Origin of the sequence: Acidisoma cellulosilyticum (assembly GCF_020621385.1) — a bacterium.
Lineage (GTDB): Bacteria > Pseudomonadota > Alphaproteobacteria > Acetobacterales > Acetobacteraceae > Acidisoma > Acidisoma cellulosilyticum.
In genome coordinates, this window is record NZ_JAESVA010000002.1 from 713924 (window position 1) to 738268 (window position 24345).

Consider the following 24345-nt stretch of genomic DNA (forward strand, 5'->3'; position numbering starts at 1 on the left):
CACCGCTGAGATGGATGGCCCGGTCGCTTCGGCGGCCGGGCTTTCGTCGTTTGTGGGGAATGGTCGGAGCGAGAGGATTCGAACCTCCGGCCCTCTGGTCCCAAACCAGATGCGCTACCAGACTGCGCCACGCTCCGAATACAGCCTTGAATGCCATGCCTCGCTCAAAAGCAAAACCCCACCCGACGACTGCCAGGTGGGGCTCTATAATACCCCGGCGTTTGCACATGCGATGCATAGTGGCCGGGGTCTCAAGTCGGCGATCAACCCGACCTGGCCCCAACGCGGGGCTTATTAGAAACTGGTCCCGAGCTTCCATCGGGCGCGGCGGGTGCTCCCGCCTCTACGTCAGCATGCAGGCGCCGAGTTGCCCTATCACTGGCGTCTAGTATTCTCGGCTTCCTCGTATCGGTTGCAGGGGGGGGGTGGATTTGAACCACCGACCTTCAGGTTATGAGCCTGACGAGCTACCGGACTGCTCCACCCTACGTCATTGTTGCGGCGGAGTTGGATTCGAACCAACGAGGGAGGTGCTATTCTAGATCGCCACCCTGGGATGCAGGCCCTGCCTTCAACCTCTCGACCACCCGCCGCAGCTCGCATCTCATAGCAGAATCGACGGCGGCTGAGAATCCCTACCCCTCTCCGATCAACCACTCGCAGATCAGGTGATGTCGTAGCGCGACTTTATCCGGCCTCGCTCCGCACGCCCCGCAGCGCAGCCGCCGCACGATCTCCTGGACCTCGATCGCATGCAACCGATCCGGCAGATCCAGCACATAGACATCGCCCGAGTGGCGACCGACGCCAGAGCAGAACGATTGCAGGCGAAATCCGCGATACCGGCCCAATGGCGAGGAGAGCATGTCGATGGCGCGGGCGGTGAGCATGACGTGAACATAAAGCGAACATCATTTTCGTCCACCCCTTCCGACATCTCTCGACGCGACTCGGACCATCTCCGGTTTTGCTTTTGTAAGTCTTTGATATCGGCTGATTAGATACTAGCTGCTGAAACGAAAAAAAACTGATGCCTAACGGCAGGGCCAGCGCTGGCACCGGCAGGCCGAGGCTGCGGGCGATCAGGCCGCCATATTTGAAGAGACCGAGCAGCGCGAGATTGCTGAGGATCGCCGCGATATACCAAGGGCGCTGAGCGACTTTCGGCAAAACCCACCAATTGCCGAGGATGGAGGCCGCCAGCAGCAGGCAATCCGCCAGATTGCCGAACCCATAGAAGACGAAATTGGCTGCCAGCAGGGTAGTCAGGGCAGCGCTGCTGCCCGCTATCCTGGCCGCAACGGTGAAAGCGACCAAAGTCAGCGGCAGAAAACCGAGCAGGAAAAGCGGCGTGCCGAACAGCATGGGCCGAGCTTGCACATAGGATATTCGTTTCGTAAACGGATTATTAATTCGTCCCCGTTTTGTCATCTGACGCCACGGTGCTATAGCGCTGCGGCATCACCCCGACCCTGATCAAGGCGAGCTTGATCAAGACGGGCTCGCGGCTGATGCGATCTGAGAGAGACGCATCTTGACCGACGATTTTCTACCCAACCCCGCGCTACTTCCGGCCGGTCTGCGTGACCTGCTGCCGCCCGACGCCGAAATCGAGGCGCGCTCCATCGAAGCCATGATGGATTGCTTCGCCGGCCACGGCTATCAGCGCGTCCGCCCGCCCTTGGTGGAATTCGAGCATAATCTGCTGGCGGGTTCCGGCGCGGCTGTCTCGGAACAGACCTTTCGACTGATGGATCCCGACAGCCAGCGCATGCTGGGCCTGCGCGCCGATACCACGCCCCAGGTCGCCCGTATCGCCAATACCCGTCTGGCCCAGTCGCCGCGCCCGCTGCGCCTGTCCTATGCCGAGCATTGCCTGCGCGTGCGCGGCAGCCAGCTTGCCCCCGACCGCCAGATCAGTCAGGCAGGGATCGAGCTGATCGGCTCGGACGCGGTCGAAGCCGATGCCGAAATCGTCCTGGCCGGCGCGGAAGCCCTCGCCGTGCTGGGCCTGACCGAGGTCAGCTTCGATCTCACTTTGCCGACCATGGCGGCGATGCTGCTGGATAGCGCCGGCTTACCGCCCGATCGCCGCGCTTTGCTCGCCCACGCGCTGGACCGTAAGGACGCCGCGGCCGTGACGGCTTTGGGCGGCAGCATGGCGGCGACTTTGACGCGCCTGCTGCTCGCGGCCGGCGAAGCGACACCGGCGCTGGCCGCACTGAGCGAGGTCGATTTGCCGGCCGAGGCCCGCGTGCTGGCGGACCGGCTGGCCGCGGTCGTGGACGCTATCCGCGCCCGCGCGCCCGCTCTGCGCCTGACCGTCGATCCCCTGGAATTCCGCGGCATCCGCTACCATACCGGCCCTTGCGTCACGGTCTATGCGCTCGGTCACCAGCAGGAACTCGGCCGCGGCGGGCGCTATATCAGCGGCGAGCGCGAGCCCGCGACCGGGCTGACACTGTTTCCCGACGTCATACTGGAAGCGGCGCGTGCCCCCGCTTTGCGCCCGCGCCTTTATCTGCCCGCCGGGACGGACGCCAAGCTTGCGGCCCGTTTTCGTGCGGAAGGCTATGCCACCGTTGCAGCCCTCGGCGACGAGGTGATCGATATCGCGGCAGAAGCACGCCGCCTTCTCTGCAGCCATCTTTTGACAGATGGCGCGGCAGCCCCACTTTCCTGACCTTATAAGAAGAATTCCGGAGTACCCGCTCATGGCCAATGTTGCGATCATCGGCGCCCAATGGGGCGATGAGGGCAAAGGCAAAGTGGTCGACTGGCTTGCCAGCCGCGCCGATATCGTTGTGCGCTTTCAGGGCGGGCATAATGCCGGCCATACGCTGGTCGTCGGAGACCAGACCTACAAGCTGTCGCTGCTGCCGAGCGGTCTGGTCCGCGGCAAGCTCGGCATCATCGGCAATGGCGTCGTGGTGGATCCGGAAGCGCTGCTGACGGAAATGGCCCGGCTGCAGGGCCAGGGCCTGGTGATCAACCCCGCAACGCTGCGCATCGCCGAGAATGTGCCGCTGATCCTGCCGCTGCATGCCGCATTGGACCGTGCGCGCGAAGCCGCGCGTGGCGAGCACAAGATCGGCACCACTGGGCGGGGCATCGGGCCGGCTTACGAGGATAAGGTCGCCCGCCGCGCCATCCGCTTGTGCGATCTGGCCGAGCCAGAGACGCTTTCGGCGAAGCTCGACGAATTGCTGCTGCACCACAATACGCTTCTGGTCGGCCTTGGCGCCGAGCCCTTCGAGAAGCAGGCGCTGCTGGGCCGGCTGCTGGAACTCGCCCCGCTACTGCTGCCCTTCGCCGAACCGGTCTGGGAGCGGCTGGACGAGGCCCGCCGTGCCGGCAAGCGCATTCTGTTCGAAGGCGCGCAGGCGGTGATGCTGGACGTCGATCACGGCACCTACCCCTTCGTCACCAGCAGCAACACGGTGGCGGCGACGGCGGCCTCCGGCGCCGGTGTCGGCCCCTCGGTCGTCGGCACGGTTCTGGGCATCGCCAAGGCCTATACGACGCGAGTCGGGTCCGGCCCCTTCCCGACCGAGTTGTTCGATGAGACCGGCAAGCTGCTGGGTGAGCGCGGGCATGAATTCGGCACGGTGACGGGCCGTCCGCGCCGCTGCGGCTGGTTCGACGCCGCCATGGTGCGGCAGGCCGTGAAGGTCGCCGGCATCCAGGGCCTCGCGCTGACCAAGCTCGACGTGCTGGACGGATTCGCCGAGCTGAAGATCTGCACAGGCTATGAGATCAACGGCCAGACGATGCGCCATCTGCCGGCGGCGGCCGGCGCGCAGGCGGCTGCCAAGCCGATCTACGAGAGCATGGAAGGCTGGCTCGATTCGACTCGCGGTGCGCGGTCCTATGCCGACCTGCCGGCCCAGGCGATCAAATATGTCCGCCGCATCGAAGAACTGGTCGAATGCCCGGTGACGCTGCTGTCGACCAGCCCGGAACGTGACGACACCATCCTGATGAAGGACCCCTTCGAGGGGTAAGCGTTACTCTTCTCTTTCGCCATCCGCGGCTTGATGCCGCGGATGGCGGTTTGCATTGTGCAAGAATAAAAATAGGGCGGATGGTTTTCACCATCCGCCCTATTCTTTGTTCAGAAGCCAAGGCTGCTCAGCGCAGCCCACCCGCTGATTAGCCCTGGCGAGCCTTCATGCGCGGGTTTTTCTTGTTGATCACATAGACGCGGCCACGGCGGCGAACAACGCGGCAATTCTTGTCGCGAGTCTTCGCGGAACGGAGGGAGTTACGCACCTTCATAGTTCAAGCCCGATCTTGGCAAGCCGGAACCGCGCGCGGCCCGGGCTGGAGTTTCTACATACACACAGAGAAGGCCGGTCACCCGGCCCTGTCGTCTTGGCAGGTGCATAAGGAGCGGCAACGCCGCTGTCAATCAATCCGCGCAGCTTCCGTTCATCGTTACAGGCGGTGGAGCCTTGCATGCTCGGAAATTTGGCTAAATCGATGTATTGGATCGATCCGCAGGAGCCTCCGATTGCGGTTGGCATGAGACGGCAAACGACTCCGTTAAGCGCTTGCCGCGCCGCCGCAAACATGCCAGTGCAAGCGAGTAGCTTAAGTCTTTAGGTGGAATTGCGATGCGTCTGCTGATTACGGGTGGCTGTGGCTTCATCGGCTCGGCGGTCGTCCGCCACATTATCCGCGACACGGATCATTCCGTGATCAATGTCGATGTCATGACCTATGCGGCTTCCGAGGACGCGCTGGAAGGCGCGCTGACCGATCCCCGCCATGTGCTGGTGCGTGCCGACATCGCCGACCCTGCCGCGATGCGCGAGGTCTTTGCGACGCATGCGCCAGACGCCGTGATGCATCTGGCCGCCGAAAGCCATGTCGACCGCTCGATCGATGGGCCAGGCGATTTCATGCGCACCAATATCATGGGCACTTTCTCTCTCCTGGAAGCGACGCGCGGCTATTACGCGACCCTGACGGGTGAGAAGCGCGAAAATTTCCGCTTCCATCACGTCTCGACCGACGAAGTCTTCGGCGCGCTGGAGGAGAATGACCCGCCCTTCAACGAGCATACGCCTTACGATCCGCGCAGCCCTTATTCCTCCTCCAAGGCCGCGTCCGACCATCTGGTCCGCGCCTGGTATCACACCTACGGATTGCCGGCCTTCGTCTCCAACACGACGAACAACTATGGCATTTGGCAGTTCCCCGAGAAGCTGATCCCGCTCGTCACGCTCAACGCGCTGGAAGGCAAGACCCTGCCGGTCTACGGCGACGGGTCGAACATGCGTGACTGGCTGTTCGTCGAGGATCATGCGGTCGCTTTGGTGAAGGTCCTGATCCAGGGCAAGCCGGGCGAGACCTATTGCATCGGCGCCCGCCAGCCGCGCACCAATCTGGACGTGGTCCATGCCATCTGCGCCGAGCTTGACCGCCGCGTGCCGGACCCGGAAGGCCCGCGCTCCCGTCTGATCCAGTTCGTCACCGACCGTCCGGGCCATGATTTCCGGTATGAGATCGACCCCACGACGGCCGAAGCCGCCATCGGCTGGACGGCCGAGCATGATTTCGAACAGGGCCTCGCCAAGACCATCGACTGGTATCTGTCGCACCGGGATTGGTGGGAAAAGATCCGCGGTGGCCGCTATCAGGGCCAGCGCCTCGGCACGGCGGCCTGATAGCCGCCTTCCGCGTCATTTCACAGACTGACCGACAACCTTTACGGAAGAATGAGATAGTCCATGAAAGGCATCCTGCTCGCAGGCGGCTCCGGCACGCGGCTGCACCCGATCACTCTCGCGACCTCGAAGCAGCTGCTGCCTGTCTACGACAAGCCGATGATCTACTACCCGCTGACCACGCTGATGCTGGCCGGCATTCGGGAGATCATGCTGATCTCGACGCCGGCGGACCTGCCCCAGTTCAAGCGTCTGCTGGGCGACGGCTCCCGCTTCGGCCTCCAGTTCACTTATGCCGAACAGCCTAAGCCGGACGGCATCGCCCAGGCCTTCGTGATCGCCAAGGAATGGCTGGCCGGTGAGGCCTGCGCGCTGGCGCTCGGCGACAATCTGATTCACGGCGAGCATCTCTCGGTGCTGCTGCGCGCCGCCGCCGCCCGCCCGGAAGGCGCGACCGTCTTCGCCTATCAGGTGCGCGACCCCGAGCGCTATGGCGTGGTGAGCTTCGATGAAGCCGGTCATGCGCTGGAAATCATTGAAAAGCCGACGACGCCCCAATCCAACTGGGCTGTCACGGGCCTCTATTTCTACGACAACCGCGTGACGCAGTTCGCCGAGCAGATCCAGCCCTCCCCGCGCGGCGAGCTTGAGATCACCGACCTCAACAAGTTCTACCTTGAGGAAGGTTCGCTCCATGTCGAGCGTCTGGGTCGCGGTGCCGCCTGGCTCGATGCCGGGACGACCGATAGCCTGATGCAGGCCGCGACCTTCGTGCAGACCATCCAGTCCCGCCAGGGCATGCTGGTGGGCAGCCCGGAGGAAGTCGCCTTCCGCAAGGGCTTCATCGATGCCGACCAGCTGCGCGCACAGGCGAAGCTGCTGGGCAAGACAGAGCTTGGCCGCTTCCTGGCCGAAGTCGCCGACGGCCATTTCTAAGCCCTGACCGAGACGGAGCGCGCGCCATGAACGTCGAACGCATGGACATCCCCGAAGTCCTGCTCATCACCCCGCCGAAATTCGGGGATGAGCGGGGCTTCTTCTCCGAGACCTTCAACGCGAAGAAGCTGCTGGCCGCGACTGGCATCGACGGCCAGTTCGTGCAGGACAATCACAGCCTCTCCGTTCCGAAGGGCGTCATCCGCGGTCTGCATTGCCAGCTCTCGCCCTTCATGCAGGGCAAGCTGGTGCGTTGCGTGCGTGGCGCGATCTGGGATGTGGCGGTCGATGCGCGCGTCGGCTCTCCCACCTTCGGCAAATGGGTCGCGGCCGAGCTTTCGGCCGATAACTGGAAGCAGCTTTGGATTCCGGGCGGCTTCGTGCACGGGTTCTGCACGCTCGAACCCAATACCGAGGTCGTCTACAAGGTGACCGGCGACTACGATAAGGCGAGCGAAGCGGGCGTCATCTGGAATGACCCTGATCTCGCTCTGCCCTGGCCTGTCGATCCGTCCGAGGTGGTGCTGTCCGACAAGGACAAGCTGCTGCCGCGTCTGGCGGATGCCGGCACGCTGTTCACCTATCCTGCCTGAGGAAAAGCGCCATGGCGATCGGCCCCATTCTGGTCACCGGCGGCAGCGGCCAGGTCGCGCAAGCGCTAAAGGTCCTGGCCCCCGGTCGCGACATGGAGGTCCAGGTCCTTGGCCGGCCCGAATTCGATTTCGACCAGCCTGAGACCCTGCGCGCTGTCTTCGCCAGCCAGCCTTGGGCCTATGTCGTGAATGCCGCTGCCTATACGGCGGTCGACGCGGCGGAAGCGGATGAGGCAGGTGCGGAGCGTGCCAATCGTGACGGTCCTGGCCTGCTGGCGGAATTGTCCGCCCTCGCCGATATTCCCTTCATCCATATCTCCACCGATTATGTCTTCGATGGATCCAAGGGCGCGCCTTATCTGGAAACCGACCCCACCAATCCGACCGGCGCCTATGGCCGCACCAAGCGGGACGGTGAGGAGCGGGTTCTGGCCTCGGGCGGCAAATCCATCATCCTGCGCACCGCCTGGGTCTATGCCGCGACCGGCAAGAACTTTGTGAAGACGATGCTGGCGGCCGGCGCGAAACTGCCCAAGCTGCGGGTGGTCGGCGACCAGAAGGGCAGTCCGACGGCGGCGGCCGATCTGGCGACCGCCATTCTCGACATCATCGCCGTCATCGAGACGCGCGGCTGGGAACCCGCATTCGGCGGCATCTATCACGCGACCGGCAGCGGCGAGACGACCTGGCATGGTCTTGCCGTCGCGACCTTCGCGGAAGCCCAGCGCTACCATGGCCCCTCCCCCGAGGTGGAACCGATTGCGACAGCCGACTGGCCGACCCCGGCCCGGCGTCCGGCCGATTCGCGTCTGGATAATACGAAGCTGGCGCAGACCTTCGGCGTCAGCCTGCCGCAATGGCGCGACAGCCTGGCCCGCACGATCGACCAGCTGCTCGGCCCACAGGGCTGACGACGCCGATGCCGGCCGCGCCGACGCCGGCCAAAGGGGATCGCGCCAAGGTCGCGATTCTGCTGTCCACCTATAACGGCGCCCCTTATCTGCCGGCGCTGCTCGGCAGCTTTCTTGCCCAGACGCATGAGGACTGGGTGCTGTTGTGGCGCGACGACGGATCGCGCGACGGGACAACCACGCTGATGCGGGACTGGGGCGCGGCCCGCCCGGATCGCTGTGCGGAGGTCGCGGACCCCCAGGGCAATCAGGGTGTCACCGGCAGTTTTATGGCGCTGCTCCGGGCCGCGCACACGGCCGGTTTTGCCCAAGCCGCCTTCGCAGATCAGGATGACGTCTGGCTGCCCGAGAAGCTCGCCTGGGGCCTGGAGGCGCTGGGCACCGAAGCTGCGCCAGCCCTGTATTGCGCGCGTCAGGTGCTGGTGGATGACGGTCTGACGCGCATCGGCCTCTCGGCCTCGCTGGCAGGCCCGGCCGGCTTCCCCGCCTGCCTGACGCAGAATATCGCGACGGGCAATACCGTCATCCTCAACCGCGCCGCGCTCGGCCTGATCGCGCCGACAGCGCCGCCGCGCGAATGCTGGCACGACTGGTGGTGCTATCTGATGGTGACGGCCGCCGGCGGGCGACTTCTGCGCGATGAACGGGGCGTCATCCTGTATCGCCAGCATGCCGCCAATGTCGTCGGTGCGCCGACATCCGCGCCGCGCCGCGCGCTGGCTGCGCTGCGTCGCGGGCCGGCTGCATTTATGCTCGTTTTCAGGAAAAATGTAGCGGCGCTACAAAAAGAGGCGGATGCGTTCAACCCTGACACGCGCCAGCAGCTTGAAATCATTGCCGAAAGCTTAAGGCGCGGCCCTGTCGCGCGACTGCGGGCGCTGCGGCTTCCGGGCTTCACACGCAATGCCCGTCTGCAAACAGCGCTATTTCGGCTCTGGTTTCTGATCGGATGATGACAGTCCCGCAATCTGGACAGTGCAGACCCGCAGGAATTGTTCCAACCAATGCCCGGCCCGCCTGCTTGTCGCACTGCAACAACTGAGATAGCACAAGGCCAATTAATCTTCGTGCCGGCCTCTATCCGGATGGGCCGGCCATAATTCGTCCGCCTCCCGAACCTCCGTGGAAGGACCCTGATGCCCCGGAACGAGAACGCCATGATCGGCGCCGGCAAGACCGGTGGCGCGATCGACCCGCGTGTGGGGCCAGGTCCGTCGGGTCTGATTTTTTGCGGCCAAAGCGCGGAAGCACCGGCTGGCCGCTTTTCTCCTTTTCTAATTAACGGTCGCGCCGTCCGGCTTGCCCTTGTGCAGGGAAGCGGGTTGCGGCGCGTCGTTGACATCAAGACCGATGATGCGGATCGGCCGGGCTTTGTGGGCCGGCCGCGCTCCGTGCGTTCCTTGATTGTACTATCCAAGCAACTGGTGGGCTGAACCTCATGAACATCCATGAATACCAGGCCAAAGAGCTCCTCAAAGCCGCAGGCGTTGCGGTGCTCGATGGTTACGTGGCCTGGACCCCTGATGAGGCGGTCGCGGCGGCGGAAAAGCTTCCCGGCCCGATCTATGTGGTCAAGTCACAGATCCATGCCGGCGGTCGCGGCGCCGGCCATTTCGCCGACGATCCCGACGGCAAGGGCGGCGTGCGTCTCGCGAAGTCGGTCGAGGAAACCCGCGCGGCGGCAAGCGCCATGCTCGGCCATACGCTGATCACGAAGCAGACCGGCCCTGCCGGCAAGACCGTGCATCGCATCTATGTCGAAGCCGGCTGCGATATCGCCCGCGAGCTTTATCTGTCCCTGCTCGTTGACCGCGCTACCTCGCGCATCCTGGTCATGGCATCGACCGAAGGCGGCATGGAGATCGAAGAGGTCGCCGAGCACGCCCCGGAAAAGATCCTGCGCGTCGCGATTGATCCCGCGACCGGCATTTCCGCTTTCCATGCCCGCGGCCTCGCCTTCGGCCTGGGTCTGTCCGGCAAGCAGGTTGGCTCGTTCACGAAATTTGTGCTGGCGATGTACAAAGCTTTCGTCGAGCTCGATTGTGCGATCGTCGAAATCAACCCGCTGGTCGTCACCAAGGCCGGCGAAGTCGTGGCGCTCGACGCCAAGGTGAGCTTCGACGACAACGCGCTGTTCCGTCATCCGGAACTTGAAGAGCTGCGTGACGAGGCCGAGGAAGATCCGAAGGAGCTTGAGGCGAATAAATACAGCCTCTCCTACGTCGCCCTCGACGGTACCATCGGCTGCATGGTGAACGGCGCTGGCCTGGCCATGGCGACCATGGACATCATCAAGCTCTATGGCGGTGAGCCCGCGAACTTCCTTGACGTCGGTGGCGGCGCCACGAAGGAACGCGTGACGGCCGCCTTCAAAATCATCCTCTCCGACCCGAACGTCGAAGGGATCCTGGTGAATATCTTCGGCGGCATCATGCGCTGCGACGTCATCGCCGAAGGCGTGATCGCCGCTGCCCGCGAAGTCTCCCTCACCGTTCCGCTCGTGGTTCGCCTCGAAGGCACGAATGTCGCCCTCGGCAAGGAAATCATGGCGAAGTCCGGCCTGCCGATCATCGCGGCCGACAATCTCGCGGATGCCGCCGAAAAGGTGGTCCGCGCCGTTAAGGAAGCCGCATAACATGGCCATCCTCGTCGATAGCAATACGCGCGTCATCACCCAGGGCTTTACCGGCGCCCAGGGCACCTTCCACTCGGAACAGGCCCTCGCCTACGGCACCAAGGTCGTCGGCGGCGTCACCCCGGGCAAGGGCGGATCGGTCCATATCGACCTGCCCGTCTTCGACACCGTCAAGGAAGCGCGCGAGAAGACCGGCGCGACCGCCACCGCGATCTATGTGCCGCCGCCCTTCGCGGCCGATTCGATCCTGGAAGCGATCGATGCCGAAATGCCGCTGATCGTCTGCATCACCGAAGGCATTCCGGTGCTGGACATGGTGAAGGTGCGCCGCGCCCTGCTCGATTCGAAGTCGATCCTGATCGGCCCGAACTGCCCCGGCGTCATCACCCCCGACGCCTGCAAGATCGGCATCATGCCGGGCCACATCCATCGCCGCGGCAAGATCGGCATCGTCAGCCGTTCGGGCACGCTGACTTATGAGGCGGTCGCTCAGACGACGGCCGCCGGCCTCGGCCAGAGCACCTGCGTCGGCATCGGCGGCGACCCGGTGAAGGGTCTGGACTTCATCGACGTCGTCAAGATGTTCCTGGCAGATGATGAAACCGAAGCGCTGATCATGATCGGCGAAATCGGTGGCCAGAGCGAAGTCGTGGCCGCCGAATACATCAAGGCCTGCGGCACGAAGAAGCCGGTCGTCGGTTTCATTGCCGGTGCGACCGCCCCTCCGGGCCGCCGCATGGGCCATGCCGGCGCGGTCATCAGCGGTGGCAAGGATACCGCCGCCGCCAAGACCGAAGCGATGCTGGAAGCCGGCATTTTCGTCGCCGACAGCCCGGCTTCGCTCGGCAGCACCATGATCAAGGCACTCGGCGGCTAGGATCAGGTCGCGTCCTGTCGCGCAAATTAAGGCTGCAACAGGGCATTTCCATGCGTGGGAGGCAACCCAGGCGTTTGACTTGGTTGCCTCCTTATCCGGCCGTGCACACTATTTTTGAAGGGCGCCGCGGCTTATAGGACTTGGCCATCAAGCGGCGGCCCCGCCCTGATCGGGCGGGCTGTTTTGAACGGAGCCCCCATGCCAGGCGTCGATATCCTCGCGACCGCGTTCAACGGTGCGAATGCAGCCTTCATAGCCGACCTTTACGCCCGTTGGGTGCGCGATCCGGCCTCTGTCGATCAGAGCTTTGCAATCCTTTTCGAGGCCTTGAATGACGAGGCGAGATCGGTTCTGACCGACGCCTCCGGCGCTTCCTGGGCGCCCCGCCAATGGGCGATCGAGGCTGACGGCCCGCCGCCCCCTGCCCCGGCCAAAAAATCCGATGGTGCCGCGAAGGCTCAAAGCCCCGCACCCTTGGCCGCGCAGCAGCCCGGCGTTCCGGTCTCCATGGCCGAAGCCGCCGCTCACGCCCACGAAGACACGATCAATTCCATCCGCGCTCTGATGCTGATCCGCTCCTATCGGGTGCGCGGCCATCTGAACGCGAAGCTCGATCCGCTGCACCAGTCTGAGCCGCGCCATCATCCTGAGCTTGACCCGGCAACCTATGGGTTCACGCCTTCCGACTATGACAAGCCGATCTTTATCGACAATCTCCTCGGCCGCGAGACGGCGACCATTCGCGAAATCATGGCCGTGCTGGAGGAGACGTATTGCGGCTCGATCGGCATCGAGTTCATGCATATCCAGGACATGGCGCAGAAGGATTGGCTGCAGCGCCGTATCGAAAACGCCTCCTGGCGCCGACAGATCGACGCCAGCATCAAGAAGCAGCTTCTGCAGGAACTGACCGAGGCGGAAGCCTTCGAGATGTTTTGTCAGAAGCGTTTCGTCGGCACCAAGCGTTTCGGCCTGGAAGGTGGCGAGGCGACCATTCCGGCCCTGCACACCATTATCCGCACCGCCGCCCGTGACGGCGTCAGCGAGATGGCGATCGGCATGGCCCATCGTGGCCGCCTGAACACGCTCGTCAATATCGTCAAGAAGCCCTTCACCGCCGTCTTCAGCGAATTCGGCGGCGCCAGTTCCAAGCCGGATGACGTCCAGGGTTCGGGCGACGTGAAATACCATCTCGGCACCTCGACCGATCTGGAGATCGAGGGCCGCCGCGTTCACCTGTCGCTGCAGCCCAATCCGTCGCACCTGGAAGTCGTCGACCCGGTCGTGGTCGGTAAGGTCCGCGCGCGCCAGGATGAAGCGGGCGACACGCGCGGCCGCCGCTCCGTCATGGGCATCCTGCTGCATGGCGACGCGGCCTTCGCCGGCCAGGGCATCGTTTACGAGACCTTGGCGATGAGCCAGCTCATCGGCTACCGCACCGGCGGCACGGTGCATGTCATCACCAATAACCAGATCGGCTTCACCACCGTTCCGGCCCATGCCTATTCCGGCCTGTATTGCACGGACGTCGCGAAATCCGTGCAGTCCCCGATCCTGCATGTGAACGGCGACGACCCGGAAGCGGTCTTCTTCGCGTCCCAGCTGGTGACGGAATTCCGCCAGGAATTCGCCTGCGATACCGTGCTCGACATCGTCTGCTATCGCCGCCATGGCCATAACGAGTCCGACGAACCGGCCTTCACCCAGCCGATCATGTATCGCGCCATCGACCAGCTGAAGACGACCCGCACGCTCTATGCCGAGAAGCTGGTCGCCGAGGGCACGATGACGGAAGCCGAGGCTCGCGGCGTCTGGGACCAGTTCAATGCGACGCTGGAGGAGGCGTTCCAGGCCGCCAAGTCCTACCGTCCGAACAAGGCCGACTGGCTTGAAGGCAAGTGGACCGGCCTCAATCGCGGCGAGGACGACGAAACCCGCCAGGAAGAGACGACGGGTGTCGCGCTCGACACGCTGCGTGAGGTCGGCGCCGCCATCTCCCGCGTGCCGGCCGATTTCTACGTCAATCCGAAGATCGCCCGCCAGCTGGAGGCCAAGAAGGTCGCCATCGAAAGCGGCGAAGGCATCGACTGGGCGACCGGCGAGGCTTTGGCCTACGGCACGCTGCTGCTGGACGGCCATCGCGTGCGCCTGTCGGGCGAGGATTGCCAGCGCGGCACCTTCAGCCAGCGCCACGCGGTGCTGATCGATCAGGTCAATCAGAACGAATACACGCCGCTGAACAATATCCGCGACGGTCAGACCAAGATCGAAGTCTATAACTCGCTTCTGTCCGAAGTCGGCGTGCTCGGCTTCGAATATGGCTATAGCGTCGCCGATCCGCGCACGCTGGTGCTGTGGGAAGCCCAGTTCGGCGACTTCGCGAACGGCGCCCAGGCGGTGATCGACCAGTTCATCGCCAGCGGCGAAACGAAATGGCTGCGCATGTCGGGCCTGACGCTGCTGCTGCCGCATGGCCAGGAAGGCCAGGGTCCGGAGCATTCATCCGCGCGTCTGGAACGCTATCTGCAGCTCTGCGCCGAGAACAACATGCAGGTCTGCAACATCACGACGCCAGGAAATTACTACCATGCGCTGCGCCGGCAGATGAAGCGGAACTACCGCAAGCCGCTGGTCATCATGACGCCGAAGAGCCTGCTGCGGCACAAGCTGGCCGTCTCCCCGCTCAGCGAGATGGCTGAGGGCACGAGCTTCCGCAAGGTCATCGGCGAGGTCGATACCCTGGCCGCGAACGACCGTGTTCGCCGCGTCGTGATCAGCACCGGCAAAGTCTATTACGATCTTCTGGCCGCCCGCCGGGAGCGCGCCATCGACGATGTCGCGCTGGTCCGGCTGGAACAGATCTATCCCTTCCCCGCCATGGGCCTGCGCACGCTGCTGCAGACCTATCCGAATGCCGAGGTCGTCTGGTGCCAGGAAGAGCCCGAGAATAGCGGTGCCTGGACCTTCGTCGATCGCCGGCTGGAACGTGTGCTGGTGGCGATTGACGCACCCAGCAAGCGGCCGCGTTATGTCGGCCGCGAGGAAGCGGCAAGCCCGGCGACCGGTTCCGCGAAAGTCCATGCCCTACAGCAGGCGGCGCTGGTTGCCGCCGCCCTGCAATAACAGACGAACGCTGAGTTCTGTCAGTCCGATCAGGAGCGACGATGCCGACCGAGATTAAGGTTCCGACGCTAGGCGAAAGCGTGACCACCGCCACCATTGCCCGCTGGCTCAAGCAGGAGGGCGAGACCGTGGCTGCGGATGAAGCCTTGGTCGAGCTGGAGACCGATAAGGTCACGGTGGAGGTCAATGCCCCCGCTGCCGGCGTGCTGAGTGCCGTCCTGCAGAAGGACGGCGCTGAGGTCGATGTCGGCGCGGTCCTGGGTGAGATTTCGGAAGCCGGCGGCGCTGCCAAGGCGCCCGCCGCACCCAAGGCGACCCCCGCCGCCGCGCCGGCAGCGGCTGAGCCTGCGGCCAAGGGCGGTTCGGTCGATATCGTCGTGCCGACGCTGGGCGAAAGCGTCACGACGGCCACCGTCTCGCGCTGGCTGAAGAAAGAGGGCGACGCCGTCGCCGCCGACGAGGCGCTGCTGGAACTCGAAACCGACAAGGTCTCGGTCGAAGTCAATGCGCCGGCCGCCGGCACGCTCGGCAAGATCCTGGTTCAGGACGGCGGCGAAGTCGATGTCGGTGCCGTGCTCGGCGCCATCACGACCGGTGCCGGCGGTGCTGCCGCTGCGAAACCGGCCGCCAAGCCTGACGCCGGTATCAATCCGCCGCCGCCGGCCTCCGGCCCGGTCGCGCGTCCGGCGACGCCGGCTGCCGCCGCCTTCCCGAGTGCCGCCAAGCGCATGGCCGAGGCCGGTGTGGCAGCGAGCGACGTCGGTGCCGGTTCCGGCAAGGACGGCCGTATCACCAAGGGCGATGTGCTCGACTTCCTGGCGAAGCCCGCGCCCGCCAAAGCCGCTGCTGCCGCGCCGAAATCCACGCGCGTGGACGAGCCGCGCGACGAACGCGTGAAGATGACGCGCCTGCGCAAGACCATCGCCAACCGGCTGAAGGAAGCGCAGAACACCGCGGCCATGCTGACCACCTTCAATGAGGTGGATATGTCGGCGGCCATGGCGCTGCGGGCCAGCTACAAGGACGCGTTCGAGAAGAAGAACAACGGCGTCCGCCTGGGCTTCATGTCCTTCTTCGTGCGTGCCTGCGTCGCCGGGCTGAAGGAATTCCCGGCCGTCAATGCCGAGATCGACGGCGATGACATCGTCTACAAGAACTATGTCCATATGGGCATAGCCGTGGGCGGCGCGAACGGCCTTGTGGTGCCGGTCCTGCGCGACGCCGACCAGATGGGCTTCGCCGAAATCGAAGGGGCCATCTCCAGCTTCGGCAAGCGCGCGCGCGACGGCCAGCTGAAGCTGGACGAATTGTCCGGCGGCAGCTTCAGCATCACCAATGGCGGCGTCTACGGTTCGCTGATGTCGACGCCGATCCTCAACCCGCCGCAATCCGCCATTCTGGGCATGCACAAGATCCAGGACCGTCCGGTCGCGATCGCCGGCAAGGTCGAGATCCGGCCGATGATGTATCTGGCGCTGAGCTATGATCACCGCATCGTCGACGGGAAGGAGGCTGTTTCCTTCCTGGTGCGCGTCAAGGAAAACATCGAAGACCCGCGCCGTCTGCTGCTCGGTCTCTGAGGGTTATAGCTTAACGCAGTCGCCCGCGGGCCTGTCCCGCGGGTTTAACCCTCGGCGCATTTGCGTGTCTTGGCGGCCCTGCGGGTAGTCGCGCGGGACAAGCCCGCGCATGACGAGGGGTGTTTGGAGAGAGAACATGAGCGACGCCTTCGACCTGATCGTCATCGGCTCCGGCCCCGGCGGCTATGTCTGCGCCATTCGCGCGGCCCAGCTTGGCCTGAAGGTCGCCTGCGTCGAAAAGCGCGAGACCCTGGGCGGCACCTGCCTCAATATCGGCTGCATCCCGTCCAAGGCGCTGCTGCAATCCTCCGAGAATTTCCATGAAGCCGCTCATAGCTTCGCGGACCACGGCATCCTGATCGACAGCGTGAAGCTGGATCTGGAACGGATGATGGCACGCAAGCTGGAAGTCGTTCAGGCCAATACCAAGGGCGTCGAGTTCCTGTTTCGCAAGAACAAGGTGACCTGGCTGAAGGGCGAGGGTAAAATCCTCGGTGCCGGCCGCGTTTCCGTCTCCGGCACCGAATACGCGACGAAATCCATCGTCATCGCGACGGGCAGCGAAAGCACGCCCCTGCCGGGTGTGGCGGTGGATGAGACGCGCATCGTGACCTCCACCGGCGCGCTGGAACTCTCGGCCGTGCCGAAGCACATGGTCGTCATCGGCGCCGGCGTCATCGGCCTGGAACTCGGCAGCGTCTGGAGCCGCCTGGGTGCGGAGGTCACGGTCATCGAATTCCTCGACCGGATCGTGCCGACGCTGGACGCCGATGTCGCGAAGGACTTCCAGCGCATCCTGGAAAAGCAGGGTCTTTCGTTCAAGCTCGGGTCCAAGGTCACCAAGGCGGAGACGACGGATAAGGGCGTGACGCTGACGGTGGAGCCCGCCAAAGGTGGCGAAGCGACGACCTTGGACGCCGATATCGTGCTGCTCGCCATCGGCCGCCGCGTCTTCGTGGACGGTCTGGGCCTTGCCGATGCCGGTGTCGCGCTGGATGAGCGCGGACGGGTGGCGACGGACGCGCATTTCGCGACCAATGTCCCCGGCATCTTTGCCATCGGCGATGTGCGCGTGGGCCCGATGCTGGCGCATAAGGCCGAGGATGAGGGCATGGCCGTCGCCGAAATCCTGGCCGGCCAGGCGGGCCATGTGAATTACGACGCCATCCCCTCGGTCATCTACACCTGGCCCGAGGTTTCGGCGGTCGGCAAGACCGAGGCCGAGCTGAAGTCAGCCGGCGTCGCCTATACGATCGGCAAATTCCCCTTCTCGGCGAACGGCCGCGCGCGGGCCATCGGCATGACGGACGGCTACGTGAAGATTTTGGCGGAGAAGACCAGCGACCGTCTGCTCGGCGCCCAGATCATCGGGGCGGATGCGGGCGGTTTGATCGCGGAACTGGTGACGGCGATCGAATTCGGCGCTTCGTCCGAAGACGTCGCTCGCATCTGTCACGCCCATCCGACGCTGAGCGAGGCGGTAAAGGAAGCCGCTTTGGCCGTCGAAGGTCGCGCGATCCATATCTGATCGCCAGGCCAGATAACGCAAAGGGGCGGCTGGACAATGTCCGGCCGCCCCTTTTGCATTCAATTATCCATAACAGCGTTACAGAATGGCGCCGCGCATCTTCTTGCGCTTGGCCCCGGTGAACAACACCTGACCCGACGCCGCGACGGCAATGGCATTGGCCGGCTGCACGCCTGGCACCAGCTTCATGAATTCGGCAAAGGCCCGGCGCCCGGCTTCACGCGACGGAAGATCGGACCCCACCTTCAGGGCTGCCTGGATCAGCGCCGCCAGTTCCTTGCGGCGGCCGGCCATCGATGCATCGGCATCCGCCGGTGTCAGCGTGATGGCACTTGAGACAATTTTCGGATTCGAAATGCGCATCGGGGGCGTCTCCTTTTTCATCCGATTTGTTTCATCGGGATACATGTGGTGACATGATCCCGTCTTTGTTAGAGACCTGCCAGCTTATTGCAGGTCTGCTCCCTTCAATGTGAAATGCTCTACCCTGCCGCTGACCATCTGACCGGACCAACGGGCTGCCCATGAGGAGAGTAACGTGAAGACCAGGACTGCCGCCATCCCGACCCCGATCCTGCCGCGCTATCTGCTGCTGATGGCGCTGGCCGCCGCGGTCGTGCTGACCCTCGCGGGATGCAATACAATTTCGGGCGCCGGGCAGGATGTCTCCAATACCGGCCATGCCGTCAGCCATGCCGCGAATTCGGTCGAAAACCACCTTTAACCTCCAAGGCTGAGAGCCCCTATGCGCAAGCGACTGGCGACCTTCGCTGCTGTCAGCCTTCTGGCGCTCGCCGGCTGCCTGCATAGGGATCTGCCGCCCGACACGGCGGTGATGCCGGCCGGTGCGCTCGGTACCAATGGCGATATCGATATCCGCGCGCTGGATATCGCGGCCTTCGACTTCGCCCACGCCATTACCGGCAATCCCGGCAAGGCTGCGACCGCGATCGCCGCGCTCGATTATCTGGGCGGGGAGCTGAACAGCAGCCCGCGCTGGATCGATATGGATTCGCTGACGCGGCTGCAGATGCTGGATTGGCGCACCAAGATGCGGGCACAGGTCGGCATCAGCCCGACCGCTCCGGCGCAGGCCGTGCTCAACACCATGCTGGCACTCGGACAAGCCTATCAGGCGAATGACCAGGCGGCCGTGCAGCACCTGCTGGCCTCCCCCATCTTCACCATCCCGCCCGATCAGGTCGCCGACCGGCTGGGCAATATTCCCTATAATGCGAGCCTGAACGCCGTGACGACGCGCGCCGACAGTGTGCTCGACGACGTTAATTTTTCTGGTTAGAGCAGATCCTGGTCAGACCGCCGAAGCCGGCTCGGGCAGTTTCATCCAGGCCGGGACCTTCGGCACCAGACGGGCCTCGCCCGCGATCAGCGTGACCGCGCCGCCCAGCACATCGAGCCGCAGAACGGCGAGGCCGAGCGCGCCCTCGGATGAGCGCATGGTGCCGACATCGCGCCCCTCCGCCGTCAGGATGATGGTGCCCGGCGCGGGCGCCGGACCTTCGATCCCGACCGGCACCAGACGGCGCTTCAGCAAGCCACGATAGCGCGTGCGGGCCGTCAGCTCCTGGCCCATGTAACAACCCTTGGTCCAGGAAATGCCGCCAAGCTCGTCGAACCCGGCTTCCAGCAGAACCGTCTTCTCGCGCTCCAGATCCCGCACGCCGTCCGGCAGGCCGAGGGCGAGCCGATGCGCGTCCCATTCCGCGAGCGTCGCATTCGCGGGCAGCCCAGCGCGGCTGAGGATGCGAAACCCGGCCTCGGGCAAGCGCGCATCTACAGCCACCAGACCATCCGTCACATCGGGCGCCGGCCCATCCCAGGCAACTTGCACCGCATAGTCGTCAGCCGCGACCTTAACCTTGGCGCGCAACCGAAACCGCGACAGCCGCTTGATGAGGTCCTCGCGCTGATCCGCCTCGACATCCAGCAACAGCCGCTCGCCTTCGGCGATGATGAAGAATTCCGCAAGCCATTTGCCCTGCGGCGTCAGCAGCGCGGACCACAGCGCGCGGCCGGGTTCGGCCAGGGCCACATCCTGGCTCACCAGTCCCTGAAGAAAGGAAACGCGATCCTCGCCTTCGACGGCGATAACGGCCCGATGGTCCAGTGTCGCGATCCGGGTCACTGCTTGCGCTCCCATCCCTGAGGTCCCTGCTGCCAATAGCTGAGCGTGTGGCCGCCGGCCTTGGCCGAGACCCAGCGCTGGCGGGCGGCGGCAACCGCCGTTCCATCATTGCCATCGAATAGATCGAAGGCGCGGTCGACATTGTCCAGCCGCGCGCTCGACATGCCATCAATGAGGAATAGGAAACGCGCGCCGTTCGGTGCCTCCTCATCCTGCAGCGTCAGCCAGATCGGCTGTTGGGCGGCATAGCCTGTGGCGGCCGAGCCATGCGGCAGCCAGTCTGGGTTCTGGCATTGCCACAGCGCCGTATCGAGGGCCGCGAGACGGTCCTCGCTGCCGCACAGGATCACCGCGCGTTGCCCGGCCGAGAGCGTCCGTCCCAGCAGGGCCGGCAGCGCGTCCTGCGTGGTGGTGCGGGTCAGATGGTAGAAGCCGATCTCGGCCATGGTTTCAGCCTCCGTCCAGCCTCAAGGGTGATCCGGGTCTTCGTAGCGCAGCGCGATCAGCTGATCGAGCAGCCTTAGGCCGAAAGCGGTGGGGCCGGCGGGATAGCGCTCATCCGCCTCCTCCCGCGCATCGGTACCGCCGATATCGATATGCGCCCAGGGCGTGTCGCCGACGAAGCGGCTGAGGAAGGCGGCCGCCAGACTAGCATCCGGCACCAGCTTGCCCGCCAGGCATTGCTTGATATCGGCGATGTCGGAGGCTAGCGCATCGCGGTCCCGATCCGTCATCGGCAGACGCCATAGGCGTTCCGAGACCTTTTCCCCGGCCGCCGCCAGATTGGCCGCCAGCACGGTGTCATTGGCATAAACGCCCGCCATCTCCTGGCCGAGCGCCGCGCCGACGGCATAGGTCAGGGTCGCGACATCGACGATGGCCCGCGGTTTGAGATGGGCCAGGGCATAGGACAGCGCGTCCGCCAGAACCAGCCTGCCCTCGGCATCCGTATCGATGATCTCGACCGTCAGACCGCTATGGCTTTGCACGACATCGCCAGGGCGATAGGCCTCGCCGCTGACCATGTTCTCGGCCAGCGCCAATACGGCTGAGACCGGCGCCGGTGTCTTGCGGCGCGCAAGGGCGAGCATGGCCCCCGCACAGACGGCAGCCCCACCCATATCGCCCCGCATATCCCACATATGATCGGCCGATTTGATGGAGATGCCGCCGGTATCGAAGGTGATGCCTTTGCCCACGAAGGTGACGGGCGGCGCATCCAGCGTGCCGGGCCAGCGCAGAATGACGAGCGCCGGCGGATTGGCGGAACCGCGGCCGACCGCCGCGAGCAGGTTCAGCCCTTCCCTTGCCAAAGCCTTGCCCTCGATAACCTCCACCGCAATGCCGACCTTCTCCAGCTTGCTCAGGCGCTTGATGAAAGCGGCCGGCGTCAGGATGTTGGAGGGCTCGGCGGTGAGCGTTTTGGCGAAGCAGACGGCTTCGACCGTGATCTGCGCTTCCTCGAAACGCCGTCCCAGCCGCTCGGGGTCTTCGACCACCAGGTCGATACGGTCGATGCGGCAGATATCGTCCGGCATTTCGCCCTGGCGGTATTGCGGCATCCGCCAGGCGCGCAGCGCCGCGCCCAAGGCCAAGGGGACCGACAGACCGCGAGGCAGAGCACGGCCGTCGATCGCGATATGACGCAGGGACCCAAGAGCCGCCGCGGCAGCGGCACCCGCTGCCTCGGCCTTAGCCTCCCCGCCCTTGCCAAGCCCCAGCAGCAGAACCGAGCGACCGGCATGATCGGGGCTCGGCGCATGCAGCCGCAGGGTGTCGCCCTTAGCCCCGGTGAAGCCACCGGCAGCGGCCGCCGCCGCGACATCCGCCGGAATCGCACCCCCGATTACGGGGATAACCAGTGTGGTCTGCGGCGCGAGTTCGGCCGAACCGATCAGGGATAGGGCCGGCTGGGGAGGCAGCATCAGCGGTCAGTCTTTCGTCGAAGTCACAGGCTGCGCTCAGCTCTCGTAATGCGCGCGGACGAGTTGATCGAGCAGGCGCACGCCGTAAGCCGTCGCCCCCTTGGGGGTGATCGCCGTATCCTTGCCGGACCAGGCCATGCCCGCGATATCGAGATGCGCCCAGGGCTTGCCGTTGACGAAGCGCTGGATGAACTGGGCCGCGATGATGGCGCTGCCGTAACGGCCGCCGATATTCTTCATATCCGCGATATCGGACTTGATGGCGCGGTCATAGGCGTCACCCAGGGGCATGCGCCACAGCTTCTCGCCCGTCTCGGTGCCGGCGGCGAGCAGCTTCTGCGACAGCTCGTCGTCATTGCTGAAAAGCCCGCCATGTTCCTGGCCGAGGGCCACGATGATGGCGCCCGTCAGCGTGGCGAGGTTCACCATGAAGGCCGGATCGAATTTCTCCTGCGCGTACCAGAGCACGTCAGCAAGCACGAGGCGGCCTTCAGCATCGGTATTCAGCACCTCGATCGTCTGACCGGAATAGCTGGTGACGACATCGCCCGGACGCTGCGCGTTGCCGGAGATCATATTCTCCACGAGGCCGACGATGCCCACGACATCGGCTTTGGCCTTGCGACCCGCAAGGGCGGCCATCAGACCGATGACGGCGCCAGCGCCGGCCATGTCCCACTTCATGTCTTCCATGCCGGCAGCGGGTTTGATGGAAATGCCGCCGCTATCGAAGGTGACACCCTTGCCGACGAAGACCAGCGGCTTGCGCGCGCGGCGTGTGCCGGCGCCATTCCATTGCATCACGACCATGCGCGGCTCCTGCACGCTGCCCTGGGCGACGCCCATCAACGCGCCGAAACCGAGTTTCGTCATCTCCTTCGGTCCCAGAATCTCGACCTTCACGCCGAGCTTCGTCAGCTCCTTGCAGCGCTCCGCCATGACAGCCGGGGTCAGGATATTCGCGGGCTCGGTCACCAGATCGCGGGTCAGGAAAATACCTTCCGCCACGGCCTTCAGCGGTACGAAAGCAGCGCGGGCTTTCGTTGCGTCGGCCAGCAGCACCGCGATACCGGCGAGCTTCGGCTTGTCCTCCAGCTTCTCCTTGGTGCGGTAAAGATCGAAGCGATAGCTGCGCAGCACGGCGCCATAGGCGATATGGGCGGCCTCCGCACCGCCGATGCCTTCGGCGATGATGGTGGCCTGGGTTTCGGCCGCAAGCGTCGCAGCGATGCAGCCGCCGGCTTCCTCCAGAACGGAGGTCGTCAGCTCCATACGCTTGCCGAGACCATAAGCCAGCACGCGCGTCAGCCCGGCGACGGGAGCCAGCAGAAGCGCGGTCTTGCCCTTTTGGCCCTTGAACCCTGCCACTTCCAAAGCCCGCGCGACGGCGCCACCCGATGCCTCGTTCAACCCCGCCGCCAAGCCGGACAGCTGCTCATCCTCGGCCAGCAACAGGACAACCGCGCCGGTCTTGGGCGCAGCAAGCTTGGAGAAGGCGACGTCGAGCATGAACGGATCCTTGAACTGCCACAGCCGCGAAAGGACAGGCGCGCGGCGGGTTACGAGAGATGGTCGATATGCAACACTAACAGCAACGCCGTGCTTTGCCATGCCACCCAGCCCGTCTATCACCCGTGCATGACCTATCGCCCCTCGGATGAAGCCCTGCTGCACTTGGCCGCTGCCCTCGCGGAGCGCGCCGGCGCGCTTATTCTAGAGATCCGTGCCCGCGGCATGTGGGTGGACCGCAAGGCGGACCGATCGCTGGTGACGGATGCCGACGGCGCGGCCGAAGCGCTGATCCTGGACGGGCTGCGCCGCGCCGACCCCGGCGTGCCGGTGATCGCGGAGGAGGAATCAGCCGCCGGCATCGCGCCTGACGCCGAGCATGAGTTCTGGCTGGTCGACCCCTTGGACGGGACAAGGGATTTCGTCGCCGGGCTGGATGATTTCGCGGTCAATATTGGCCTGATCCGGCACGGCGAGCCGGTGCTGGGCGTCGTCGGCGTGCCGGCGCTGGGGCAGGTCTATCTCGGGATGAAGGATTTCGGTGCGTTTCGCCGGGACGTGACCGGTGAAACGTCAATTTCCGCTCGCAGGCCGCCGGACGAGGGAATCACCCTGGTCGTCTCCCGCTTTCACGGTGACTGGCAGCCGGTTCTGCCACCGACCCTCGCCGGCCGGCCGACGGCCGCCACGATCCCCATGGGCTCGGCCGCCAAATTCTGCCGCATCGCGGAAGGTTCGGCCGATTTCTATCCGCGCCGTGGCCGCACCATGGAGTGGGACACGGCTGCCCCGCAGGCGCTGGTCGAAGCAGCCGGTGGTCATGTCTGCCGGCTGGATGACGGCACCCGCCTCACCTACGGCAAGGCGGGCTGGGAGAATCCCGGCTTCTATTGCATGGGCCGGCATTGAG

23 protein-coding genes, 3 tRNA genes and 1 pseudogene are annotated in these 24345 nt (G+C 64.7%); 17 read left to right on the plus strand and 10 right to left on the minus strand.

All coding sequences use genetic code 11. From position 1 onward, the window contains the following. Positions 1-60 precede the first annotated feature (60 nt). The 4 genes from ACELLULO517_RS07870 to ACELLULO517_RS07885 form a co-directional block, all read right to left on the minus strand. Positions 61-137, minus strand: a tRNA-Pro gene (locus ACELLULO517_RS07870). 282 nt (positions 138-419) lie between these two features. After that, positions 420-487 (minus strand) — tRNA-Met (locus tag ACELLULO517_RS07875). A 10-nt stretch (positions 488-497) separates the two neighbouring features. Then, positions 498-594 (minus strand) — tRNA-Ala (locus ACELLULO517_RS07880). A 93-nt stretch (positions 595-687) separates the two neighbouring features. Then, positions 688-1365 (minus strand): hypothetical protein, encoded by a 678-nt coding sequence (locus ACELLULO517_RS07885; protein ID WP_227306750.1) that lies wholly within the window; start codon positions 1363-1365, stop codon positions 688-690. A 169-nt stretch (positions 1366-1534) separates the two neighbouring features. On the opposite strand from ACELLULO517_RS07885, the gene ACELLULO517_RS07890 reads away from it, so the two are divergent. Continuing rightward, positions 1535-2683 (plus strand): ATP phosphoribosyltransferase regulatory subunit, encoded by a 1149-nt coding sequence (locus tag ACELLULO517_RS07890; protein ID WP_227306751.1) that lies wholly within the window; start codon positions 1535-1537, stop codon positions 2681-2683. Between the two features lie 31 nt (positions 2684-2714). After that, the gene (locus ACELLULO517_RS07895) at positions 2715-4004 is read left to right on the plus strand and encodes an adenylosuccinate synthase (protein WP_227306752.1); all 1290 of its coding nucleotides are present in this window, start codon (positions 2715-2717) and stop codon (positions 4002-4004) included. A gap of 148 nt (positions 4005-4152) precedes the next feature. Here the strand turns inward: ACELLULO517_RS07895 and ykgO are convergent, their stop codons facing one another. Continuing rightward, positions 4153-4278 carry a type B 50S ribosomal protein L36 gene (gene ykgO / locus ACELLULO517_RS07900; protein ID WP_227306753.1) on the minus strand — a complete coding sequence of 42 codons (126 nt, stop codon included), beginning with the start codon at positions 4276-4278 and terminating at the stop codon, positions 4153-4155. Positions 4279-4616: 338 nt separating this feature from the next. On the opposite strand from ykgO, the gene rfbB reads away from it, so the two are divergent. The 12 genes and pseudogenes from rfbB (at position 4617) to lpdA (ending at position 17855) form a co-directional block, all read left to right on the plus strand. After that, positions 4617-5672: a dTDP-glucose 4,6-dehydratase gene (rfbB, locus tag ACELLULO517_RS07905; RefSeq protein ID WP_227306754.1), complete on the plus strand. Its 1056-nt coding sequence runs from the start codon at positions 4617-4619 to the stop codon at positions 5670-5672. A 63-nt stretch (positions 5673-5735) separates the two neighbouring features. Next, positions 5736-6608 carry a glucose-1-phosphate thymidylyltransferase RfbA gene (gene rfbA, locus ACELLULO517_RS07910; RefSeq protein WP_227306755.1) on the plus strand — a complete coding sequence of 291 codons (873 nt, stop codon included), beginning with the start codon at positions 5736-5738 and terminating at the stop codon, positions 6606-6608. A 26-nt stretch (positions 6609-6634) separates the two neighbouring features. Beyond that, the gene (gene rfbC, locus ACELLULO517_RS07915) at positions 6635-7201 is read left to right on the plus strand and encodes a dTDP-4-dehydrorhamnose 3,5-epimerase (RefSeq protein WP_227306756.1); all 567 of its coding nucleotides are present in this window, start codon (positions 6635-6637) and stop codon (positions 7199-7201) included. A gap of 11 nt (positions 7202-7212) precedes the next feature. After that, the gene (gene rfbD / locus ACELLULO517_RS07920) at positions 7213-8112 is read left to right on the plus strand and encodes a dTDP-4-dehydrorhamnose reductase (RefSeq protein WP_227306757.1); all 900 of its coding nucleotides are present in this window, start codon (positions 7213-7215) and stop codon (positions 8110-8112) included. 8 nt (positions 8113-8120) lie between these two features. Beyond that, on the plus strand, positions 8121-9065 hold the full coding sequence (locus tag ACELLULO517_RS07925; protein WP_227306758.1) for a glycosyltransferase: 945 nt from the start codon (positions 8121-8123) through the stop codon (positions 9063-9065). A gap of 204 nt (positions 9066-9269) precedes the next feature. Continuing rightward, a complete protein-coding gene (locus tag ACELLULO517_RS07930) occupies positions 9270-9545 on the plus strand; it encodes a hypothetical protein (protein WP_227306759.1) in 276 nt (91 codons plus the stop codon). Positions 9546-9550: 5 nt separating this feature from the next. Then, positions 9551-10747 carry an ADP-forming succinate--CoA ligase subunit beta gene (gene sucC, locus ACELLULO517_RS07935; protein ID WP_227306760.1) on the plus strand — a complete coding sequence of 399 codons (1197 nt, stop codon included), beginning with the start codon at positions 9551-9553 and terminating at the stop codon, positions 10745-10747. A gap of 1 nt (position 10748) precedes the next feature. Beyond that, positions 10749-11624, plus strand: a complete 876-nt coding sequence (gene sucD / locus ACELLULO517_RS07940; protein ID WP_227306761.1) for a succinate--CoA ligase subunit alpha — start codon at positions 10749-10751, stop codon at positions 11622-11624. A gap of 198 nt (positions 11625-11822) precedes the next feature. Then, positions 11823-14747 carry a 2-oxoglutarate dehydrogenase E1 component gene (locus ACELLULO517_RS07945; RefSeq protein WP_227306762.1) on the plus strand — a complete coding sequence of 975 codons (2925 nt, stop codon included), beginning with the start codon at positions 11823-11825 and terminating at the stop codon, positions 14745-14747. Positions 14748-14788: 41 nt separating this feature from the next. After that, positions 14789-15004, plus strand: a pseudogene (locus tag ACELLULO517_RS28880) (biotin/lipoyl-containing protein); the annotation flags it as partial. Positions 15005-15118: 114 nt separating this feature from the next. After that, positions 15119-16327 carry a 2-oxoglutarate dehydrogenase complex dihydrolipoyllysine-residue succinyltransferase gene (gene odhB, locus ACELLULO517_RS07955; protein WP_227306930.1) on the plus strand — a complete coding sequence of 403 codons (1209 nt, stop codon included), beginning with the start codon at positions 15119-15121 and terminating at the stop codon, positions 16325-16327. 136 nt (positions 16328-16463) lie between these two features. Next, entirely contained in the window at positions 16464-17855 is a 1392-nt protein-coding gene (gene lpdA, locus ACELLULO517_RS07960) for a dihydrolipoyl dehydrogenase (RefSeq protein ID WP_227306763.1), read from the plus strand. A 78-nt stretch (positions 17856-17933) separates the two neighbouring features. Here lpdA and ACELLULO517_RS07965 read toward each other — a convergent pair whose 3' ends face one another. Further along, complete coding sequence (locus ACELLULO517_RS07965) at positions 17934-18218, minus strand: hypothetical protein (protein ID WP_227306764.1); 285 nt, start codon at positions 18216-18218, stop codon at positions 17934-17936. 175 nt (positions 18219-18393) lie between these two features. Here ACELLULO517_RS07965 and ACELLULO517_RS07970 point away from each other — a divergent pair, with 175 nt between their 5' ends. Beyond that, a complete protein-coding gene (locus ACELLULO517_RS07970; RefSeq protein WP_227306765.1) occupies positions 18394-18579 on the plus strand; it encodes an entericidin A/B family lipoprotein in 186 nt (61 codons plus the stop codon). Between the two features lie 21 nt (positions 18580-18600). Then, entirely contained in the window at positions 18601-19155 is a 555-nt protein-coding gene (locus tag ACELLULO517_RS07975) for a hypothetical protein (RefSeq protein ID WP_227306766.1), read from the plus strand. Between the two features lie 12 nt (positions 19156-19167). Here the strand turns inward: ACELLULO517_RS07975 and ygfZ are convergent, their stop codons facing one another. Genes ygfZ through ACELLULO517_RS07995 form a run of 4 tightly spaced genes read right to left on the minus strand, consistent with a single transcriptional unit; the run spans position 19168 to position 23435 of the window. Continuing rightward, the gene (gene ygfZ, locus ACELLULO517_RS07980) at positions 19168-20016 is read right to left on the minus strand and encodes a CAF17-like 4Fe-4S cluster assembly/insertion protein YgfZ (RefSeq protein WP_227306767.1); all 849 of its coding nucleotides are present in this window, start codon (positions 20014-20016) and stop codon (positions 19168-19170) included. Beyond that, positions 19998-20447 carry a DNA polymerase III subunit chi gene (locus ACELLULO517_RS07985; RefSeq protein ID WP_227306768.1) on the minus strand — a complete coding sequence of 150 codons (450 nt, stop codon included), beginning with the start codon at positions 20445-20447 and terminating at the stop codon, positions 19998-20000. Before ACELLULO517_RS07985 ends, ygfZ begins: the two co-directional genes overlap by 19 nt. 21 nt (positions 20448-20468) lie before the next feature. Continuing rightward, positions 20469-21926, minus strand: a complete 1458-nt coding sequence (locus ACELLULO517_RS07990) for a leucyl aminopeptidase family protein (RefSeq protein ID WP_227306769.1) — start codon at positions 21924-21926, stop codon at positions 20469-20471. Positions 21927-21962: 36 nt separating this feature from the next. After that, on the minus strand, positions 21963-23435 hold the full coding sequence (locus ACELLULO517_RS07995; RefSeq protein ID WP_227306770.1) for a leucyl aminopeptidase: 1473 nt from the start codon (positions 23433-23435) through the stop codon (positions 21963-21965). 129 nt (positions 23436-23564) lie between these two features. Between ACELLULO517_RS07995 and ACELLULO517_RS08000 the strand changes: the two genes are divergently transcribed. Then, the gene (locus tag ACELLULO517_RS08000) at positions 23565-24344 is read left to right on the plus strand and encodes a 3'(2'),5'-bisphosphate nucleotidase CysQ family protein (protein WP_227306771.1); all 780 of its coding nucleotides are present in this window, start codon (positions 23565-23567) and stop codon (positions 24342-24344) included. Position 24345 lies beyond the last annotated feature (1 nt).

Coding starts and splice junctions, on each gene's coding strand:
- ACELLULO517_RS07925 (WP_227306758.1), top strand. CDS start 8,121: ATGCCGGCCGCGCCGACGCCGGCCAAAGGGGATCGCGCCAAGGTCGCG.
- lpdA (WP_227306763.1), top strand. CDS start 16,464: ATGAGCGACGCCTTCGACCTGATCGTCATCGGCTCCGGCCCCGGCGGC.
- ACELLULO517_RS07975 (WP_227306766.1), top strand. CDS start 18,601: ATGCGCAAGCGACTGGCGACCTTCGCTGCTGTCAGCCTTCTGGCGCTC.
- rfbB (WP_227306754.1), top strand. CDS start 4,617: ATGCGTCTGCTGATTACGGGTGGCTGTGGCTTCATCGGCTCGGCGGTC.
- ACELLULO517_RS08000 (WP_227306771.1), top strand. CDS start 23,565: ATGACCTATCGCCCCTCGGATGAAGCCCTGCTGCACTTGGCCGCTGCC.
- ACELLULO517_RS07885 (WP_227306750.1), bottom strand. CDS start 1,365: ATGCTGTTCGGCACGCCGCTTTTCCTGCTCGGTTTTCTGCCGCTGACT.
- ACELLULO517_RS07945 (WP_227306762.1), top strand. CDS start 11,823: ATGCCAGGCGTCGATATCCTCGCGACCGCGTTCAACGGTGCGAATGCA.
- ACELLULO517_RS07995 (WP_227306770.1), bottom strand. CDS start 23,435: ATGCTCGACGTCGCCTTCTCCAAGCTTGCTGCGCCCAAGACCGGCGCG.
- rfbC (WP_227306756.1), top strand. CDS start 6,635: ATGAACGTCGAACGCATGGACATCCCCGAAGTCCTGCTCATCACCCCG.
- sucD (WP_227306761.1), top strand. CDS start 10,749: ATGGCCATCCTCGTCGATAGCAATACGCGCGTCATCACCCAGGGCTTT.
- ygfZ (WP_227306767.1), bottom strand. CDS start 20,016: ATGGGAGCGCAAGCAGTGACCCGGATCGCGACACTGGACCATCGGGCC.
- ACELLULO517_RS07990 (WP_227306769.1), bottom strand. CDS start 21,926: ATGCTGCCTCCCCAGCCGGCCCTATCCCTGATCGGTTCGGCCGAACTC.
- ACELLULO517_RS07965 (WP_227306764.1), bottom strand. CDS start 18,218: ATGCGCATTTCGAATCCGAAAATTGTCTCAAGTGCCATCACGCTGACA.
- sucC (WP_227306760.1), top strand. CDS start 9,551: ATGAACATCCATGAATACCAGGCCAAAGAGCTCCTCAAAGCCGCAGGC.
- ACELLULO517_RS07895 (WP_227306752.1), top strand. CDS start 2,715: ATGGCCAATGTTGCGATCATCGGCGCCCAATGGGGCGATGAGGGCAAA.
- rfbA (WP_227306755.1), top strand. CDS start 5,736: ATGAAAGGCATCCTGCTCGCAGGCGGCTCCGGCACGCGGCTGCACCCG.
- ACELLULO517_RS07930 (WP_227306759.1), top strand. CDS start 9,270: ATGATCGGCGCCGGCAAGACCGGTGGCGCGATCGACCCGCGTGTGGGG.
- ACELLULO517_RS07985 (WP_227306768.1), bottom strand. CDS start 20,447: ATGGCCGAGATCGGCTTCTACCATCTGACCCGCACCACCACGCAGGAC.
- rfbD (WP_227306757.1), top strand. CDS start 7,213: ATGGCGATCGGCCCCATTCTGGTCACCGGCGGCAGCGGCCAGGTCGCG.
- ykgO (WP_227306753.1), bottom strand. CDS start 4,278: ATGAAGGTGCGTAACTCCCTCCGTTCCGCGAAGACTCGCGACAAGAAT.